Genomic DNA, 15,158 nt, shown 5'->3' on the forward strand with positions numbered 1-15,158 from the left:
GACCGTATCGAGACTCAGGCCGCGACATCGACCTCGTGCGCGACGAGCGCGTCGAGCGCACCGAGGAAGCGCTGGACGGCAGCCTCGTTCTGCAGCGGGTCACCCTCGGCGGCGGACTCGTCGACGACGATGCCGTCCACGACGACCGCGCCGGCGATGGTGGCGGAGTGGCGGGCGTGCTCGTGCGACCACTTGCCGCCGTACGGCGTCGGGGTGGCGCCGATGGCCGCGAAGGGCTTGCCCACGATGGCGCCCTGGCCGTACGGCCGCGACAGCCAGTCGATGGCGTTGTTGAGCACGGCCGGCATGGTGCCGTTGTACTCGGGGGTGACGGCGAGGACGACGTCGGAGGCAGCGACCGAGTCGCGCAGGGCGGTGGCGCTGGCGGGGGCGGTCTCGCCGTCGCGCTCCTCGTTGTAGAACGGGACGTCGTCGAGGCCCTCGAGGACGTCGACGGTCACACCGGCGGGGGCGTTGTCGCGGAGGTGCTCGGCGATCCGGCGGTTCAGGCTGCCGGCGCGGGTGGAGCCGAGGAGGACTGCGACGCGGGTCTGCTTGTCAGTGGTCATGACGGCTAAAACGGACCGCGGTCCGTTTGTATTCCCGCTGACCGGAAACTTCTCGCGACCTAGGCTGGCGCCGTGAACCGACTGCTCCCGCTGGCCGACGAGCCCGCTCCGGAGCGGGCCGACGCGGCACGCAACCGCGAAGCGATCCTCGCAGCCGCCCTGCGGCTGGTGGAGAGCCGGGGTGTCGACTGCGTGACGATGGAGACGGTCGCGGCCGAGGCCGGCGTCGGCAAGGGCACGCTCTTCCGGCGGTTCAACAGCCGCGAGGGGCTGATGGCCGCGGTGCTCAACGAGTCGGAGACCGTGTGGCAGGCCTCGGTCATCAGCGGTCCCCCGCCGCTCGGGCCCGGCGCCCCGCCGATGGAGCGCTTGCTGGCCTTCGGGCACTCCCGGCTGCGCGCCAACCTCGTGGGCGCCTCCCTCATCGATGCCGCCGGCCGGGCCGGACAGCGATCGGTGGCGGCGATGTCGTTCGCCAACTTGCACGTGCGCTACCTGCTCCGCGAGCTCGGCGTCGACGGCGACCTGCCGCTCCTCGCCACCGCAATCCTAGCTCCCCTCGAGCTGGTCGTGCTGGAGCAGCAGGTCGAGCGCGAACGGATCCCCGTCGAGCGGCTGGAGGCCGGCTGGGACGACCTGGTGCGACGGGTCGTCGGAGGCTGACCCTCACCCGACGCCCGAGACGGCGATGAAGCCGCCGAGTGCCCACAGGGCGGCGCCGAGCACCAGCGCGGCGACCGGGACCCACCACGTACGCCGACGGCGTACCCACTGCACGATGACGAAGCCCAGCGCCACCAGGTAGACGATCCACGGCGACGCGGCCGAGACGGCGATGCCCACGGTGATCTGCTCGCTGCTGCAGCGGGCATTGCCGATGCACCCGTCGGAGGCCATGCCGAAGAAGAGGCCGAAGAACGACGCCAGCGGCACGAGCACCGCCAGGCCGATCATGAGGAGCACGGTGACGGCTCGCTCGACCGTCGACGTCTGGGGCGGGAGGTCGTCATGGATCGCCGTCACGACGCGGCTCCGGCCGGCTCCCAGCGGACGCAGAGGGCGTCGTGGACGAGGGGTACGCCCGGTGTGCCGTCGCGCCGGCAGGCCTCAGCGACCAGTCGCTCGGTCTCGTCGAGCGTCGCCTCGCGCTCGGCGTCGGGCAGCAGCGCAACGTGCGAGACCGTCGAGATGAAGCCGCGCCACTGCTCAGGGGTGAGCTGCCAGCTCCAGCGGAACCGGCGCTCCTCTGCAGACCCCGACATCAGGCCCAGTCGCTCCAGCGGGTCGGTCTCGTCGGGGAGCGCAAGGGTCGGGTCGAGGCCGAGCGCGCGCCACTGCCAGTCGTGATCGAGGACCGGAACGTTCCAGACGCAGCCGAGCCAACCTCCCGGACGGAGCACGCGCGCCACCTCGGCCGCGGACTCCTCCTTCGGGAACCAGTGCCAGGCGTCGGCCACCACGACGGCGTCGACCGAGGCGTCGGCCAGCGGGAGCGCGTCGGCGCCGGCCTCGTGGAGGCGTACGCCCGGGTGCCGCCGCGCGACGAGGTCGAGCATGCGGCCGTCGGGCTCGACCACGTCGAGGTCGTCGACCCGCGCGACCAGCGCATCGGTGAGCTTGCCGGTGCCGGCGCCGATCTCGGCCACCTGTCGCGCGTCGGGCGGGAGCAGCCATGCGACGGCCTCGTCGGGGTAGTCGGGACGCCAGCGGTCGTACTCGTCGGCCCAGGCCCCGAAGCTGGTCGCACGCGCGATCGTCATCCGCAGAACCTAGCGGTGGTGGCGCCTCAGACCGAAGGTCAACCCGTCGACCAGCGCACCCCAGGAAGCCTCGATCACGTTGGCGCCGACGCCGACGGTGACCCACGTCGACTCGCCGTCCGTCGTCTCGATGAGCACCCGCGTGATCGCGTCCGTGCCGTGGCCCTGGTCGAGGATGCGCACCTTGTAGTCGATGAGCTCGAAGCCCGCGACCTCCGGGAAGGCCTGGCCGATCGCCTCGCGCAGTGCGGCGTCGAGGGCGTTGACCGGCCCGTTGCCCTCGCCCGTGACGACGTAGCGGACGCCCTCCGCCCGCAGCTTCACCGTGGCCTCGGAGATGGCGTCACCCTCGGTCCGGGTCTCGGTGATGACGCGCCACGACTCGACGTCGAAGTACGACGGCCGCGCGCCCTCGACCTCCTCGGCGAGCAGCAGCTCGAAGGACGCGTCGGCGGCCTCGAAGGTGTAGCCGCCCTGCTCCATCTTCTTCACGCGGTCGGTGACCCGCGTGACCAGGTCCCTGTCGTCGGAGAGGTCGTAGCCGAGCTCCTTGCCCTTGAGCTCGATCGACGCGCGGCCGGCCATGTCGGAGACGAGCAGGCGCATGTCGTTGCCGACCACGAGCGGGTCGAGGTGCTGGTAGAGGTTCGGGTCGACCTTGATCGCGCTGGCGTGCAGCCCGGCCTTGTGCGCGAACGCCGACGTGCCGACGTACGGCTGGCGCGACGCCGGCGGCACGTTGGTCACTTCGGCGACGGCGTGAGCGATCCGCGTCGCCTCGCGCAGCAGGCCCTGGGGCAGGACGGCGCGGTCCAGTTTGAGCTCGAGGTTGGCGACGACGGTGACGAGGTCGGCGTTGCCGGTGCGCTCGCCGTAGCCGTTGATGCAGCCCTGTACGTGGGTCGCGCCCGCCGCGACCGCGGCGAGCGAGTTGGCGACTGCGCAGCCGCTGTCGTTGTGGGCGTGGATGCCGACGCGGGCACCCGTCGTCTCGATGACGTCGAGCACGACGTCGGAGACCCAGTCGGGGAGCATGCCGCCATTGGTGTCGCACAGCGCGACCACCTCGGCGCCGGCCTCGGCTGCGGTGCGGAGGACCTCGAGGGCGTACGCCCGGTTGGCGCGGTAGCCGTCGAAGAAGTGCTCGGCATCCAGGAACACCGTCTGCCCCTCCTCGCGCAGGTGGGTGACGGTGTCGCGCACCATCGCGAGGTTCTCCTCCAGCGTGGTGCGCAGCGCGAGCTCGACGTGACGGTCGTGCGACTTCGCGACGAGGGTGACCACCCCGGCGCCGCTATCCCGCAGCGCGGCCACCAGCGGGTCATCGGCTGCCTTGGCACCCGCGCGCCTCGTGGCGCCGAAGGCCGCGAGCTTCGCATGCCGCAGGTCGAGCTCCTCGCTTGCGCGGCGGAAGAACTCCGTGTCCTTGGGGTTCGACCCCGGCCAGCCGCCCTCGATGTAGCCCACTCCCAGGCCGTCGAGTTGCCGGGCGATGCTCAGCTTGTCGGCGACCGAGAGGTTGAGCCCCTCCTGCTGGGCGCCGTCGCGCAGCGTGGTGTCGTAGACGTGGAACGAGCCGTGCAGGTCCATCGGTCTTCTCTCTGGCTGTCCGTGCTGGGGCAACAAAAAACCTCCTGGGGTGCAGGAGGTCGGCGCGGCGGGAGTCCCGTCGCGCTAGGAAATGATGATGCTGCTGGTGATCACGGGTTCATCGTGCCACTGATCGCAGCACGGTGAGACGGACATCTCGCGATCCGGGCGCTAACCCCGCGATGTACTGAGCGCTATGTCCATAGTGAGAGAAGCATGAGCACGCGTACAGTCGGTGGGAGCCGCTGCTTGTCATCTCGGGGTTGGGTTGTCGAGAGGTGCGGTCTCAACAAATGCCCCGGGACAATGCGCCCTGCGGTCCGAATCCCGATACTCGCTCGCCTGCCGCGATGCGCACCGGGAGCGAGCCAGTGGCAACAGAGCTAAATCCTTCCCAGTAGGTGTCAGCGCGCTCCGCATAGGCGGTGGAAGCGCGCAACAGACGAAGAGAGAAGGCGGGCTCGAAGTCAGGAAGAAGTGGCGGGGAGGATTCAAAGAGACCGTCGTCGCCAACGACATACCACGAACCAGACGGCGCCTGGACGACAACCTGCGCTTCGGACCTGTCAGGTGAACCAGTGAAGAAGCGATCGTCATCCACGCCTGCCGATGTTTGCACGTTTGCCAACAATACATCTCGATTCACCTCAAGTGACGCGCAAGCAGGCACGCCTTCAAGGAGGCCCTCGAACTCCTGTAAGTGCCCTTGCTGCGCGAACGACTCTTTGAACCAGAGAGCCGCCTCACGAAGGGGTTGTCTGTTCGTATTGGCGATCGTCAGGCCGTCGATTCCAGCCTGAAGGTTGATTCCCGCGACGAACTCGGCATCCGCAATCCGCGACTGGGCAAGTTGCGCTTCGACACTTAGCGCAAGCTGCTTCGAAGTCGCGTCGGCTTGATCCTGAACACTAGTTGTTTGCCAGTACAGGATTGCAGCATTGACAATGGAGAGAAGGATGGTGGAGATCGCCAGGGCAAATGCGGGGGCCGACGATCGGCCCGCCGGTTGATTCTTTGCCAACGAGTTCGCCACCTGTTTCGCCGCTTCCGACTGAGACTTTTGGTGCTCATCGATGGCGTGGCTGATGGAGTTCAACGCTACCGAGAGTTGGATGTCATCAGTCTTGTGCTTCCACATGGGTCAAGCCTTTCAGACGTTCCTCCGAGGCGTGACCTGGGTGCACTTCATGCAAAGTCGTTTCAACGCAACCCCAGCCCGATCTGCAACTGGTTGACCACCGTTAGAACGAGTCAGAGCCAGCCCGGGAGGCGTACGTCCGCGAACGGCGCGTCGTCGTACGGCGTCCAGGTGGTGCCCTGGTCCGACGCGGCGGCGCCAAGGCCGGAGCCGAGGGCGGCCACGAGGAGCGTGACCAGCAGCCACGGGACGCCGCGGCGGGCGAGGGGGTCGACGGCGCGGTGGATCGGCGAGCGCACGCGCTCGGACCCGGGACCCCACCAGAGGCCGATGGCGAACGAGACGCCGATGATGCCGAGCGACGTGAGTATCGAGGCCGAGGCGGCGAAGCAGAGCAGGGCCACAGCGGCGGCGATGCCGATGCTCCAGAGGAAGAGCAGCAGCGACCCGCCGAGGCCGGCCACCACGTGCCAAGGCGCGGCGAGCAGCAGCTGGACCCCGTCGTACCACTTGATCCCGCGCCGGTTGCGGCGGTTGCCGGCTGAGGCGGCGGCGAGCGAGCCGCTGCGCAGCAGCCAGACGGCGATGAAGAGGACGGTGAGGGCGAGGTACGGCGCGAAGGTGATGCCGCCGATCACCACGCCGCCAAGAGCGAGCAGCGAGCCCGCACGCCGGAACCGCTCGCCCGGGGGCACGCGCTCGCTAGCGGGCGGGCCGTAGTCGCCGACGTACTCGACCGAGCCGTCGGGCAGCACGCGCGTCTGGCGGTGAGGCAGGGTGCCGGCCTCGCCCCAGCCCTGGGTCCGGCCCGCGTCGTAGAGATCGGGCGGCGACCGCCAGTCGTCCGACCAGTGCACCGGCTCGGCGAGCGCAGGCGGGACGACACCGGTGCCGACAGCCGTCGGCGCCTCGAGGTCCTGCCGCACCCCGGCGACGTACGGCAGTGTGACGGGGCTCGGCGGCGCCAACGGCTCGCGCGGCTCGCCGCCGGCGAGGTCGTCGAGCCAGTCGCGCACCTCGTCGAGCGACGGCCGGTCCTCGGCATCGGGAGCCAGCGCTTCCTCGACGAGCTCGAGGATCACCGGGTCGAGGCCCGACAGCTCGTGCTCGCCGCGACGGACGCGATCCATGATCGCCACCGACGGCCCACGGCCGAACGGCGCGCGGCCGGTGCCGGCGTACGCCACGGTGGCGGCCCACGCGTGCACGTCGGACGCGGCGGTCGCGTCGTCGCCGTAGAGGATCTCCGGCGCGAGGTAGCCCGGGGTCCCCAGCAACCAGCCGGTCATCGTGATGCGCGAGTCGTCGGCGACGCGAGCCAGGCCGAAGTCGATGAGGATCGGCGTACGGCCCTCCATGATCACGTTGGACGGCTTGATGTCGCGGTGCAGCACGCCGACCGCGTGGACCGCCTCGAGCGCTTCGGCCAGGCAGTCGGCGAACCACAGCAGGTCGTCGCCCTCCAGCGGCCCTTCCTCCTGCACGTGGTCGTGCAGCGAGAGCCCGGGGACGTAGCGCGTGGCGACGTACGGGATCTCGCCCCACGGATCGGCGTCGACGATCTCGGCGATGCGGCGGCTGCGGACTCGGGTCAGCGAGCTGACCTCGCGAGCGAGCCGGCGTCGCGCCTCGTCGTCACCGACGACGTGCGGGCGCAGGACCTTGATGGCGACCGGCCGCTCCCCCGGCTTCTGCCCGAGGTGCACCACGCCCATGCCGCCCTCGCCGAGCCGGGCGCGCAGCGCGTAGCCGCCGACGGTCAGCCCCGGCGGCGGCGCCTTCGGGGACGTCGTCACGCCATGAGGATACGGGCGGTGAACGGCGTTCCCTGTCATCCGCCGCACTGTCGGAGGGGTGCGCCACGATGGCGTGATGGAGGACGTACGCCGGCGGCTGGCCGCGGAGCATGAGCAGACGCTCGCGCGCCTCGCCGACCTCACGGCCGATCACGACTCCGTGGTGGCGGCCTCCCTCGACACCAATGCCGACGACGAGCACGACCCCGAGGGCACGACGATCGCCTTCGAGCGCTCGCAGATCGGGGCGCTCGTCCGGCACGTACGCCACCACCTGGCGGAGGTAGACGCCGCTCTCGGCCGGGTCGAGGCCGGCTCGTACGGCGTGTGCGAGGGCTGCGGGTCGCCCATCGGCGACGCGCGGCTCGAGGCGCTCCCCGCCGCCCGGCTGTGCATCGGATGCGCCGCGCTCGTCAGCAGGTAGCCTCCGCCGCGTGTCCCGGGCCGTCTCCTCGAATCCAGTCTTCGACCGTCTCTTCAGCCAGGCGGTGCCGGCGCTCGTCGATGGGAGCCACCGCCAGGACGAGCCGCCCGTCGACGGCGGACGCTGGCCCGTGAGCGTGGTCTGCGTCCCTGACGCGCCGACCCGTACGGTCCTCGCGGACGTGATGGCCGAGGCGCTGGTGCACGCCGGGCCGGGGCACTTCGAGACCGGTAGGCCGGACGCGAGCCACATCACTGTGCGCGCGTTGGAGCCCTACCGGGACGCCGCCAGCCCCGCCGATCAGCTCAGTGCGGACTGGGCCGTGGCGCTTGACGAGGTTGGCCGCGAGTCCCCGCCGATCCGGTTGCGCCTCACCGGAGTGACGCTGACCGCCAGCGCGGTCATGGTCCAGGCCGAGCCGGTCGACGACGAGCCGTGGGAGCTGATGCGGCGCCTGCGCGCTGCTCTGGGGCCGCTGGCCTGGTACGAGGAGCAGTGGCAGGAACGAGACATCTGGTACGCCAGTGTCCTGCACTTCGCCGCGCCGGTCCTCGACGCGCCGGGGCTCGTCGAGTGGGCCGCATCGCATCGGGAGTCCCTCGCGCATGACGTCGTGCTCGACATGCTGACGCTGACCCGATTCCGCTACCGCGAGGACGGCGTACGGCGGCACATGGCGATGGAGCCCTGGCGCACCGTCGCGCTCGCCGGCTCCTGAGTCGCCCCGGGCTGGGTCACGCGGTCGAGAGTGCGTCCCAGCGCCGTCGCGCGTCGCTCAGCCCCTTCTCGTTCTCGGCGTGGTCGATGCCGCCGGTGAGGTCGTGGCTGGCGAGGCGTCCGGCGAAGTAGGCACCCTGCACCGCCTCGCGGAACCGGCTGAAGGCGTCGAGGCGGGCCAGCTCGTCTTCGACCAGGGGTCCGTCGGACTCGTACGCGGCAAGGAAGGTGGACGCGTGCTCGCGACCCCCGAGGTACATCACCGTCGATGCGACGTCGTACAGCACCGGGCCGCGCCGGGCTCCGGCCCAGTCGATCAACCCCGTCACGCCCGTGCGGTCGTCGTGGATGAACGCACCCGGCAGTGGATCGGTGTGCAGCAGCGACCACGTGAGCACCAGTCCATCGGTCTCCTCGCGCACGGCGGCGATCGCGTCGCCGAGCCAGGGATGGTCACGCACGCCGGGCTGGTCGGACGACAGCCACTCGACTCCGAACGTGCTCGTGCTCGGCCCGCTGTCGGGTTCCCCGGCCCGGTGCACGCCCGCCAACGTCCGGGCGATCCATCGCTGCTCGTCGACTGACTCGCCGTCCAGCTCGCGACCCGGCACGTGCTCGAGCAGGGCCAGCCCCGTGGCGTGCTCGACGATGTTCCCGTCGGCCGTCGGGACCGGGCGACCGGTGACGAAGCCGGCCTCGGCAAGGGCGGTCGCCGCCTCGGCGCCCGCCACCAGGTCGGCGATCCCGTCGCTCGACACCGACTTGGCGACGTACGTCGAACCACCGTGCTCGACCAGCCACGTCTCGGAGTTCATGCCTCCGCCCAGCGGCGTCACGGCCGCGGACTCCATCGCCCAGTGGGTCGCCAAGGCAGCTCGTACGTCCAGCACTCGCGCACCCTCTCACGCAGCGGCGGTGACGCCCACGCTCCAGGTGACGCCGAAACGGTCGGTGAGCATGCCGAATCCGGCACTCCACGCAGACGCGGCGAGCGGTTCGACCACGGTGGAGCCGCCGTCGGCGAGCTTGTCCCAGTAGCCCTGCGCCTCGTCGAGCGAGTCGGCGTTGACGGAGACGAACGACGCCTGGTCGGTCACGGTCGTGCCGTTCTCACGGCGGGTCGACGTGCCGCCCACGATCGTGCCGCCGGGCTCTCCGGGGACGTCGTAGCCCATGACCCGGAACCCGTTGTCCGAGGCGACGAGGCCGAACACGACGTGGTCGGCGCCCGGGAGCTCCTTCGGCATGCCGAAGTCAGCGTACGTGTTGATGACGGTGTGCCCACCGAAGACTGACTGGTAGAAGTCGAGTGCTGCCCGCGCGTCGCCGCGGAAGTTGAGGTGGGTGGTCGTCTGGATGGTCATGGCTGCTCCTGGGGATGGACGTGGCCGGGGTTGGCCTCGTGGGTACGACTCTTCCGCGCGAGTAGGTCAGTTCCTGTCCTGCACTCGACGTAATCTTCAGCAGGTGACGACGACCTCGCGACTGCTGAACCTGCTCTCGCTCCTGCAGACCGGACGCGAGTGGCCGGGTTCGCTCCTCGCGCAGCGCCTGCAGATCAGCGACCGCACGGTCCGGCGGGACATCGAACGGCTTCGCGAGATGGGCTACACCATCCACGCGACCATGGGGCCCGATGGCGGCTACCGCTTGGGAGCGGGAAGCGAGCTCCCTCCGCTGCTGTTCGACGACGACCAGACCGTTGCGGTGGCGGTCGCACTGCAGACCGCACCGGCAGCCGGAGTCGGGATCGAGGAGGGGGCTCTCCGTGCGCTCGCGACGATCCGGCAGGTCATGCCCTCACGCCTGCGCCACCGGCTCGACGCGCTCGACGTCACTGCCATCACCGCCCGCGCCGGCAGCGGGACCCCCGCGAGGGTGTCCGCCGACGTGCTCGTCTCGCTCGCCACCACCGTCCGCGCCCGCGAGGTGCTGCGCTTCGACTACGCCACCCGCACCGCTTCACCGGACGAGGAGCCGACTCCCCCGCCGCGACGCGCGGAGCCGCACCACATCGTCACCTCCCACGGACGGTGGTACCTCCTCGCCTGGGACCTCGACCGCGAGGACTGGCGCCTCTTCAGCGTCGACCGCATCACGCCGCGTACGCCCACCGGTCCACGCTTCGCACCGCGAGCCGTGCCGGGCGGTGACGTGCACGAGTTCGTCTCCGCCCGCTTCAAGGGTCGAGACGTCAACGAGTGGCCGTGCCGCGGCACCGTCGTCCTCCAGCTGCCCGCTCGCCAGGTCCTGCCGTTCGGGGCGAGGGAACGGTTCGCGCCATCGACGAGCAGCGGTGCAGCCTCGAGATCGGCTCGTGGTCATGGGGCTCACTCGCGGCCTCCTTCGGACGATTCGAGGTCGGCATGGAGGTCGTGGGACCACCGGAGCTCACCGCCGCCTTCGCGGAGCTGGCGCAGCGGTACCAGGCGGCAGGCGTGCGCCGGCCCACGGACCTCGAGGACTCGTCCGATCCGGTTGAGGCTTGATGGATTCTTGATCGAACATGTGTTTGTTAACAGTCGCTGACGGCGTAAGGTGGATGCACGTCAAAGAGCCTCCGGGCCACCAGCTCAGATGGTGCGCCTTCCCGGTTGTGACGGGACGAGTTGCGAGGGTAAGTAATAGCCCCAAGGGCCTCCAGGAGCGACGACCGTTGAGTGTCACGCGTGTGCGTGACAGTGCGCCGTCGTCGAGAGGAGGTCTCAGGTGTCGCACCCGATCCTGGCAGCGGCCTCCGTCATCGACGAGGCCCTCAAGGCCGTCGCCGACACCAACCCCGCCTTCATGCCGACCCCCGACAAGGCCGCGGCCCTGGTCGAGCTCACGCGCATCGAGTCGCGGGTGGCCGAGCTGCGGATGCGGATCCTGGTCGACGCGAGCGACGTCGCCGAGAGCACCGGCGCTCGCAGCGCGGCGGACTGGCTGGCAGACGCCACGCACGGTCGCTTCGAGGACGCGCGTGCAGACCTGTTCCTCGCCACCGCCCTCGACCGACGATGGATCGCCCTGGGCGCGGCAGTCCGCGAGGGGCGCGTGACCACCGTGCAGGCGCGGGCTGTGGTCCGTGCCCTCGACGACCTGCCCGCCGAGGTGCCGACCGACGTGCTGGATCGTGCGGAGGCCGCGCTCATCGAGCACGCCGCCCGTTTCGCGCCGAAGCAGCTCGCCCGGATCGGTCGGCACATCCTCACCATGGTCGCCCCCGCCCTGGCGGACGAGGCCGAGGGCAGGCGGTTGGCCGCGCAGGAGGCGGAAGCGCGGCGTCGGACCCGGTTCTCCATGCGCCGCCAGGGTGACGGCAACACCCGCCTCTCCGCCCTGCTCCCTGACTCCATTGCGACACGGCTCGCGATCTACCTCGAGGCGTACGCCAACCCGCGGCGGGACGAGTCGCCGGCCAGCGCTCCCGTCGACGGCTTCACCGGCCCCACTGCCCACGGCAGCGCCGGCGACGCAGCGGACACACCGACGGCGCACGACCCGGTCGCGCGGCTCTCCTACCCCCGACGGCTGGGCGAGGCGTTCTGCCAGCTGACCGAGTCCCTCGACCCGAAGCGACTGCCGATGCACGGCGGCGACGCCACGACCGTGGTCGTCACGATTCCTCTCGAGACGCTCATGGCCGAGCTCGGCGCGGCGGACCTGCTCGGATCGGGCACGATCCCGAGCGACCCGCACACCGACCCGTGCGCCGGCGAGGTGATCAGCGCCGGGCAGGCGAGACGGCTGGCGTGCAACGCACACCTCATCCCCGCGGTGCTCGGCGGCGACTCCGAGGTCCTCGACCTGGGGAGTGCCCAGCGCTTCTTCAACACCCCTCAGCGGCGCGCGCTGCTCCTGCGAGACCGCACCTGCCGCGCCGAGGGGTGCGACATCCCCGGCACCTGGGCCGAGGCCCACCACTGGATCGCCTGGCAGTTCGGCGGCGACACAGATCTCGACAACGGCGTGCTGCTCTGCTCGCACCACCACCACCGGGCCCACGACCCCGCCTACCTCGTCGAGCGGATGAGCGACGGGGACGTGAGGTTCAGTCGGCTGACGTAGGCCGACCCGCCGACTGACTCCTCCGCACCAGCCACTCCGCGACCGCGAGGTTGAGGACCCAGGCGAACCCCATTCCGGCCGCTTTGAGGTTGCCGCCCGGCTGGTCGATGCCCTGCTGGTTGAGCACCACGATCATCGGCCCGAGGACCAGCGCCTGCGTGCCGGCGCCCTGGGCGATGGCGTACGCCCGCGCCATCCACCGCTGGTGGGTGCGGATGTCGCCACCCAGCACCGCGCGCACCCCGAGCACGAGTCCAGCGACCATCAACGAGCCGAAGAAGAGCCGCAGCCAGACGAGAGTGGTGTTGTCGTAGACCGGGAGGTCGGAGAACACCGCCATCCACATGCCGCTGAGCCCCGCCGCGATGCCAGCGGGCACGAGGACGCGGCCGGCCATCCGGTGCCACCGCGGGCGCCTGCGACGCAGGGACGGCATGAACTGGAACGCCCCCAGCACGCAGTACGTGGTCGCGCCGACGATGTGCACGATGATCGGGAGCGGCAGGTCGAAGAACCGGGCGTTCTCCTCGGTCCGACCGCCGGACAGGTCGACGAGTCGGACGGCTCCGGCCAGTGCGGGGACGAAGGTCAGGGCGAGCAGGCTCGCCGGGATCCACCACTCACGGCGCGAGCGGGTGGGGGCTGCCGGTCGGGAGGCAAGCATCGTCATGGGACGAGCCTCGCCGCGGACGGCGTACGCCGCATCGGTCTCCGGGCCGGAGCTGCCTCAGCCGATCGGCCGATGACGCCCGGGACGGCATACGTCCCTGGCGCCTCTCCCGTCACACGGCTGGGCGGAGTCTGGCGCTGTCAGGCCGTTGCAACGGCCGAACCGCGAGGGAGTCACCGCCTCAGCGGTGACTCCTGCAGAGCCGACTCAGCAGACGTTGTGCATCCAGCCGAAGGTGTCCTCGCTGCGCCCGAACTGCATCCCGACGAGCGCGTCGCGGATCTGCATGGTCAGCTCGGTGCTGGCGGGAGCCGCGGTGACCGACGAGGGCGAGCGGAGCTCACCGACCGGGGTCACGACGGCGGCCGTGCCGCAGGCGAAGATCTCGGTGATCTCGCCCGACGCGACGCCGTCGCGCCACTCGTCGAGGGAGAACTTCCGCTCCTCGACCGCGTGGCCGAGCTTGCCGGCGAGCTCGATGATCGAGGCGCGGGTGATGCCCTCGAGGATCGTGCCGGTCTCGGGAGTGACGATGCTGCCGTCCTTGTGGACGAAGAAGAGGTTCATCCCACCGAGCTCTTCGATGTAGGTGAACTCCTGGTCGTCGAGGAAGACGACCTGGTCGCAGCCCTTCTCGATCGCCTCGCGCTGGGCGGCGAGCGACGCGGCGTAGTTGCCGCCGGTCTTGGCCGCGCCCATGCCGCCGCGGCCGGCGCGGGTGAAGGTCTCGGAGAGCCAGAGGTTGACCGGCTTGATGCCGCCCTTGAAGTACGCCCCGGCAGGCGACGCGATGACCATGAAGGTGACGTGCTGGGCGGGACGGACGCCGAGGAAGGTCTCGGAGGCGAACATGAACGGACGCAGGTAGAGCGACTTCTCACCGCCGCCGGAGGAGTTGTCGGGCACCCACCGCTGGTCGGCCGTGACCAGCGCGTCGACCAGCTCGACGAAGTCGTCGACCGGCAGCTCGGGGAAGGCGAGCCGCTGAGACGAGCGCACCATGCGCGCCGCGTTCTGCTCGGGACGGAAGGTCCACACCGAACCGTCCGCGTGGCGGTACGCCTTCATCCCCTCGAAGGTCTCCTGCGCGTAGTGCAGCACCGCGGTCGCCGGGTCGAGCGTCAGCGGGCCGTACGGCTCGATGCGCGCGGCGTGCCAGCTGGCGTCGGGCGTCCACTCGACCGTGAGCATGTGGTCGGTGAAGTGCTGGCCGAAGCCCGGGTTCGCGTGGATCTCGGCGAGCCTCGCGTCGTCGACGGGCGTGGGGTTCGTGGTGGTGCTGATCTGCATGGGGTCAACCTAATCCAAGGGTCTGGGTCTCGATACGGCCCTCGTTCCTCGGGCCTACTCGACCACCGAGAACTAGAGGCGGGAGGCGATCGCGTCCCCGACCTCGCTCGTACGCCGGGTCGCGCCGGGTGCGCGCTCGGACAGGTCGGCCAGCACGGCCGCCTCGATCGCGGCGGCCGCGTCGGGGTGGCCGAGGTGGTCGAGGAGCAGCGCGCCGGAGAGGATCGCAGCGGTCGGGTCGGCCTTCTGTTGGCCGGCGATGTCGGGGGCGGAGCCGTGGACGGGCTCGAACATGGAGGGCGCGGTCCGGTCGGGGTTCACGTTGCCGGAGGCGGCCAGCCCGATGCCACCGGTGATGGCGGCGGCGAGGTCGGTGACGATGTCGCCGAAGAGGTTGTCGGTGACGATCACGTCGAAGCGGGCGGGGTCGGTGGCCATGAAGATCATGGCCGCGTCGATGTGGATGTAGTCGGTCGTCACGTCGGGGAACTCCGTGCCGACGGACTCGAAGAGGCGCCACCACAGCGAGCCGGCGTTGGTCAGCACGTTGGTCTTGTGGACCAGGGTCAGCTTCTTGCGCTCCCGCTTCTGGGCACGGGCATAGGCGTCGCGGATCACCCGCTCGACGCCGTACGCCGTGTTGACCGAGACCTCGGTGGCGATCTCGGCCGGGGTGCCGACGCGGAGGGCACCGCCGTTGCCCGTGTACGGGCCTTCGGTGCCCTCGCGGACCACCACGAAGTCGATGTCGCCGCGCTCCAGGACGTGGTCCGCCAGGGGTGAGACGGAGCCCGGGAGGAGGCGCGACGGGCGGAGGTTGACGTAGTGGTCGAGCTCGAAGCGCAGCCGCAGCAGCAGCCCGCGCTCGAGGATGCCCGGCGGCAGGTTCGGGTCGTTGGGCTTGCCACCCACGGCACCCAGCAGGATCGCGTCGTGCCCGCGGATCTCCGCGAGCACCGAGTCGGGCAGCACCTCGCCGGTCGCGAGGTAGCGCTCGGCGCCGAGGTCGTAGCGCGTCGACTCGAACTTCACCGGCGAGGCGACCTCGAGGACCTTGAGGGCCTCCGCGGTCACCTCCGGACCGATGCCGTCGCCGGGGATGACGGCGAGGGCCTGGGTGCCGGTGGGTGCTGTCTGCTGCGTGTCGGACATGC

The 15,158-nt window shown here is 70.6% G+C and carries 16 protein-coding genes; 5 read left to right on the forward strand and 11 right to left on the reverse strand.

Going from position 1 to position 15,158, the window contains the following annotated elements:
* Positions 1-14: 14 nt before the first annotated feature.
* On the reverse strand, positions 15-569 hold the full coding sequence (locus EUA94_RS06790; RefSeq protein ID WP_129425975.1) for an NAD(P)H-dependent oxidoreductase: 555 nt from the start codon (positions 567-569) through the stop codon (positions 15-17).
* Positions 570-641: 72 nt separating this feature from the next.
* Here EUA94_RS06790 and EUA94_RS06795 point away from each other — a divergent pair, with 72 nt between their 5' ends.
* Positions 642-1,232 carry a TetR/AcrR family transcriptional regulator gene (locus EUA94_RS06795; protein ID WP_207210435.1) on the forward strand — a complete coding sequence of 197 codons (591 nt, stop codon included), beginning with the start codon at positions 642-644 and terminating at the stop codon, positions 1,230-1,232.
* A gap of 3 nt (positions 1,233-1,235) precedes the next feature.
* Here the strand turns inward: EUA94_RS06795 and EUA94_RS06800 are convergent, their stop codons facing one another.
* The 5 genes from EUA94_RS06800 to EUA94_RS06820 form a co-directional block, all read right to left on the reverse strand.
* On the reverse strand, positions 1,236-1,592 hold the full coding sequence (locus tag EUA94_RS06800; RefSeq protein ID WP_129425977.1) for a hypothetical protein: 357 nt from the start codon (positions 1,590-1,592) through the stop codon (positions 1,236-1,238).
* Positions 1,589-2,329 carry a class I SAM-dependent methyltransferase gene (locus tag EUA94_RS06805; protein WP_129425979.1) on the reverse strand — a complete coding sequence of 247 codons (741 nt, stop codon included), beginning with the start codon at positions 2,327-2,329 and terminating at the stop codon, positions 1,589-1,591. The genes EUA94_RS06800 and EUA94_RS06805 overlap by 4 nt, the downstream gene beginning before the upstream one ends.
* Before the next feature lie 9 nt (positions 2,330-2,338).
* On the reverse strand, positions 2,339-3,919 hold the full coding sequence (cimA, locus tag EUA94_RS06810; protein ID WP_129425981.1) for a citramalate synthase: 1,581 nt from the start codon (positions 3,917-3,919) through the stop codon (positions 2,339-2,341).
* 286 nt (positions 3,920-4,205) lie between these two features.
* Entirely contained in the window at positions 4,206-5,057 is an 852-nt protein-coding gene (locus EUA94_RS06815; RefSeq protein WP_129425983.1) for a hypothetical protein, read from the reverse strand.
* A 113-nt stretch (positions 5,058-5,170) separates the two neighbouring features.
* Positions 5,171-6,853: a serine/threonine protein kinase gene (locus EUA94_RS06820; protein ID WP_165356823.1), complete on the reverse strand. Its 1,683-nt coding sequence runs from the start codon at positions 6,851-6,853 to the stop codon at positions 5,171-5,173.
* Between the two features lie 58 nt (positions 6,854-6,911).
* On the opposite strand from EUA94_RS06820, the gene EUA94_RS06825 reads away from it, so the two are divergent.
* Positions 6,912-7,277, forward strand: coding sequence for a TraR/DksA family transcriptional regulator (locus EUA94_RS06825; protein ID WP_242494713.1), 366 nt, complete (start codon positions 6,912-6,914; stop codon positions 7,275-7,277).
* A gap of 10 nt (positions 7,278-7,287) precedes the next feature.
* Positions 7,288-7,995 carry a hypothetical protein gene (locus EUA94_RS06830; protein ID WP_129425987.1) on the forward strand — a complete coding sequence of 236 codons (708 nt, stop codon included), beginning with the start codon at positions 7,288-7,290 and terminating at the stop codon, positions 7,993-7,995.
* Between the two features lie 16 nt (positions 7,996-8,011).
* Here EUA94_RS06830 and EUA94_RS06835 read toward each other — a convergent pair whose 3' ends face one another.
* Positions 8,012-8,884: a phosphotransferase enzyme family protein gene (locus EUA94_RS06835; protein WP_129425989.1), complete on the reverse strand. Its 873-nt coding sequence runs from the start codon at positions 8,882-8,884 to the stop codon at positions 8,012-8,014.
* A gap of 12 nt (positions 8,885-8,896) precedes the next feature.
* Positions 8,897-9,358, reverse strand: coding sequence for a VOC family protein (locus EUA94_RS06840; RefSeq protein ID WP_129425991.1), 462 nt, complete (start codon positions 9,356-9,358; stop codon positions 8,897-8,899).
* 103 nt (positions 9,359-9,461) lie between these two features.
* On the opposite strand from EUA94_RS06840, the gene EUA94_RS06845 reads away from it, so the two are divergent.
* Together EUA94_RS06845 and EUA94_RS06850 are read left to right on the forward strand one after the other, a co-directional pair.
* Positions 9,462-10,523, forward strand: coding sequence for a helix-turn-helix transcriptional regulator (locus tag EUA94_RS06845; protein WP_242494714.1), 1,062 nt, complete (start codon positions 9,462-9,464; stop codon positions 10,521-10,523).
* Between the two features lie 180 nt (positions 10,524-10,703).
* Positions 10,704-12,044 carry an HNH endonuclease signature motif containing protein gene (locus tag EUA94_RS06850; RefSeq protein ID WP_129425993.1) on the forward strand — a complete coding sequence of 447 codons (1,341 nt, stop codon included), beginning with the start codon at positions 10,704-10,706 and terminating at the stop codon, positions 12,042-12,044.
* On the opposite strand, the gene EUA94_RS06855 is transcribed toward EUA94_RS06850, so the two are convergent.
* The 3 genes from EUA94_RS06855 to EUA94_RS06865 form a co-directional block, all read right to left on the reverse strand.
* Positions 12,028-12,714, reverse strand: coding sequence for a DUF2306 domain-containing protein (locus EUA94_RS06855; RefSeq protein WP_207210436.1), 687 nt, complete (start codon positions 12,712-12,714; stop codon positions 12,028-12,030). The genes EUA94_RS06850 and EUA94_RS06855 overlap by 17 nt on opposite strands.
* Positions 12,715-12,921: 207 nt before the next feature.
* The gene (locus EUA94_RS06860; RefSeq protein ID WP_129425995.1) at positions 12,922-14,004 is read right to left on the reverse strand and encodes a branched-chain amino acid aminotransferase; all 1,083 of its coding nucleotides are present in this window, start codon (positions 14,002-14,004) and stop codon (positions 12,922-12,924) included.
* A 72-nt stretch (positions 14,005-14,076) separates the two neighbouring features.
* Positions 14,077-15,156, reverse strand: coding sequence for a 3-isopropylmalate dehydrogenase (locus EUA94_RS06865; RefSeq protein WP_129425997.1), 1,080 nt, complete (start codon positions 15,154-15,156; stop codon positions 14,077-14,079).
* Positions 15,157-15,158 lie beyond the last annotated feature (2 nt).

The sequence above is a fragment of the Nocardioides zhouii genome (assembly GCF_004137345.1).
Lineage (GTDB): Bacteria > Actinomycetota > Actinomycetes > Propionibacteriales > Nocardioidaceae > Nocardioides > Nocardioides zhouii.

What these genes read in the sequence shown, in the direction of transcription:
- EUA94_RS06790 (WP_129425975.1), bottom strand. Translation starts at nt 569, where the DNA reads ATGACCACTGACAAGCAGACCCGCGTCGCAGTCCTCCTCGGCTCCACC.
- EUA94_RS06805 (WP_129425979.1), bottom strand. Translation starts at nt 2,329, where the DNA reads ATGACGATCGCGCGTGCGACCAGCTTCGGGGCCTGGGCCGACGAGTAC.
- cimA (WP_129425981.1), bottom strand. Translation starts at nt 3,919, where the DNA reads ATGGACCTGCACGGCTCGTTCCACGTCTACGACACCACGCTGCGCGAC.
- EUA94_RS06815 (WP_129425983.1), bottom strand. Translation starts at nt 5,057, where the DNA reads ATGTGGAAGCACAAGACTGATGACATCCAACTCTCGGTAGCGTTGAAC.
- EUA94_RS06840 (WP_129425991.1), bottom strand. Translation starts at nt 9,358, where the DNA reads ATGACCATCCAGACGACCACCCACCTCAACTTCCGCGGCGACGCGCGG.
- EUA94_RS06855 (WP_207210436.1), bottom strand. Translation starts at nt 12,714, where the DNA reads ATGACGATGCTTGCCTCCCGACCGGCAGCCCCCACCCGCTCGCGCCGT.
- EUA94_RS06860 (WP_129425995.1), bottom strand. Translation starts at nt 14,004, where the DNA reads ATGCAGATCAGCACCACCACGAACCCCACGCCCGTCGACGACGCGAGG.
- EUA94_RS06865 (WP_129425997.1), bottom strand. Translation starts at nt 15,156, where the DNA reads ATGTCCGACACGCAGCAGACAGCACCCACCGGCACCCAGGCCCTCGCC.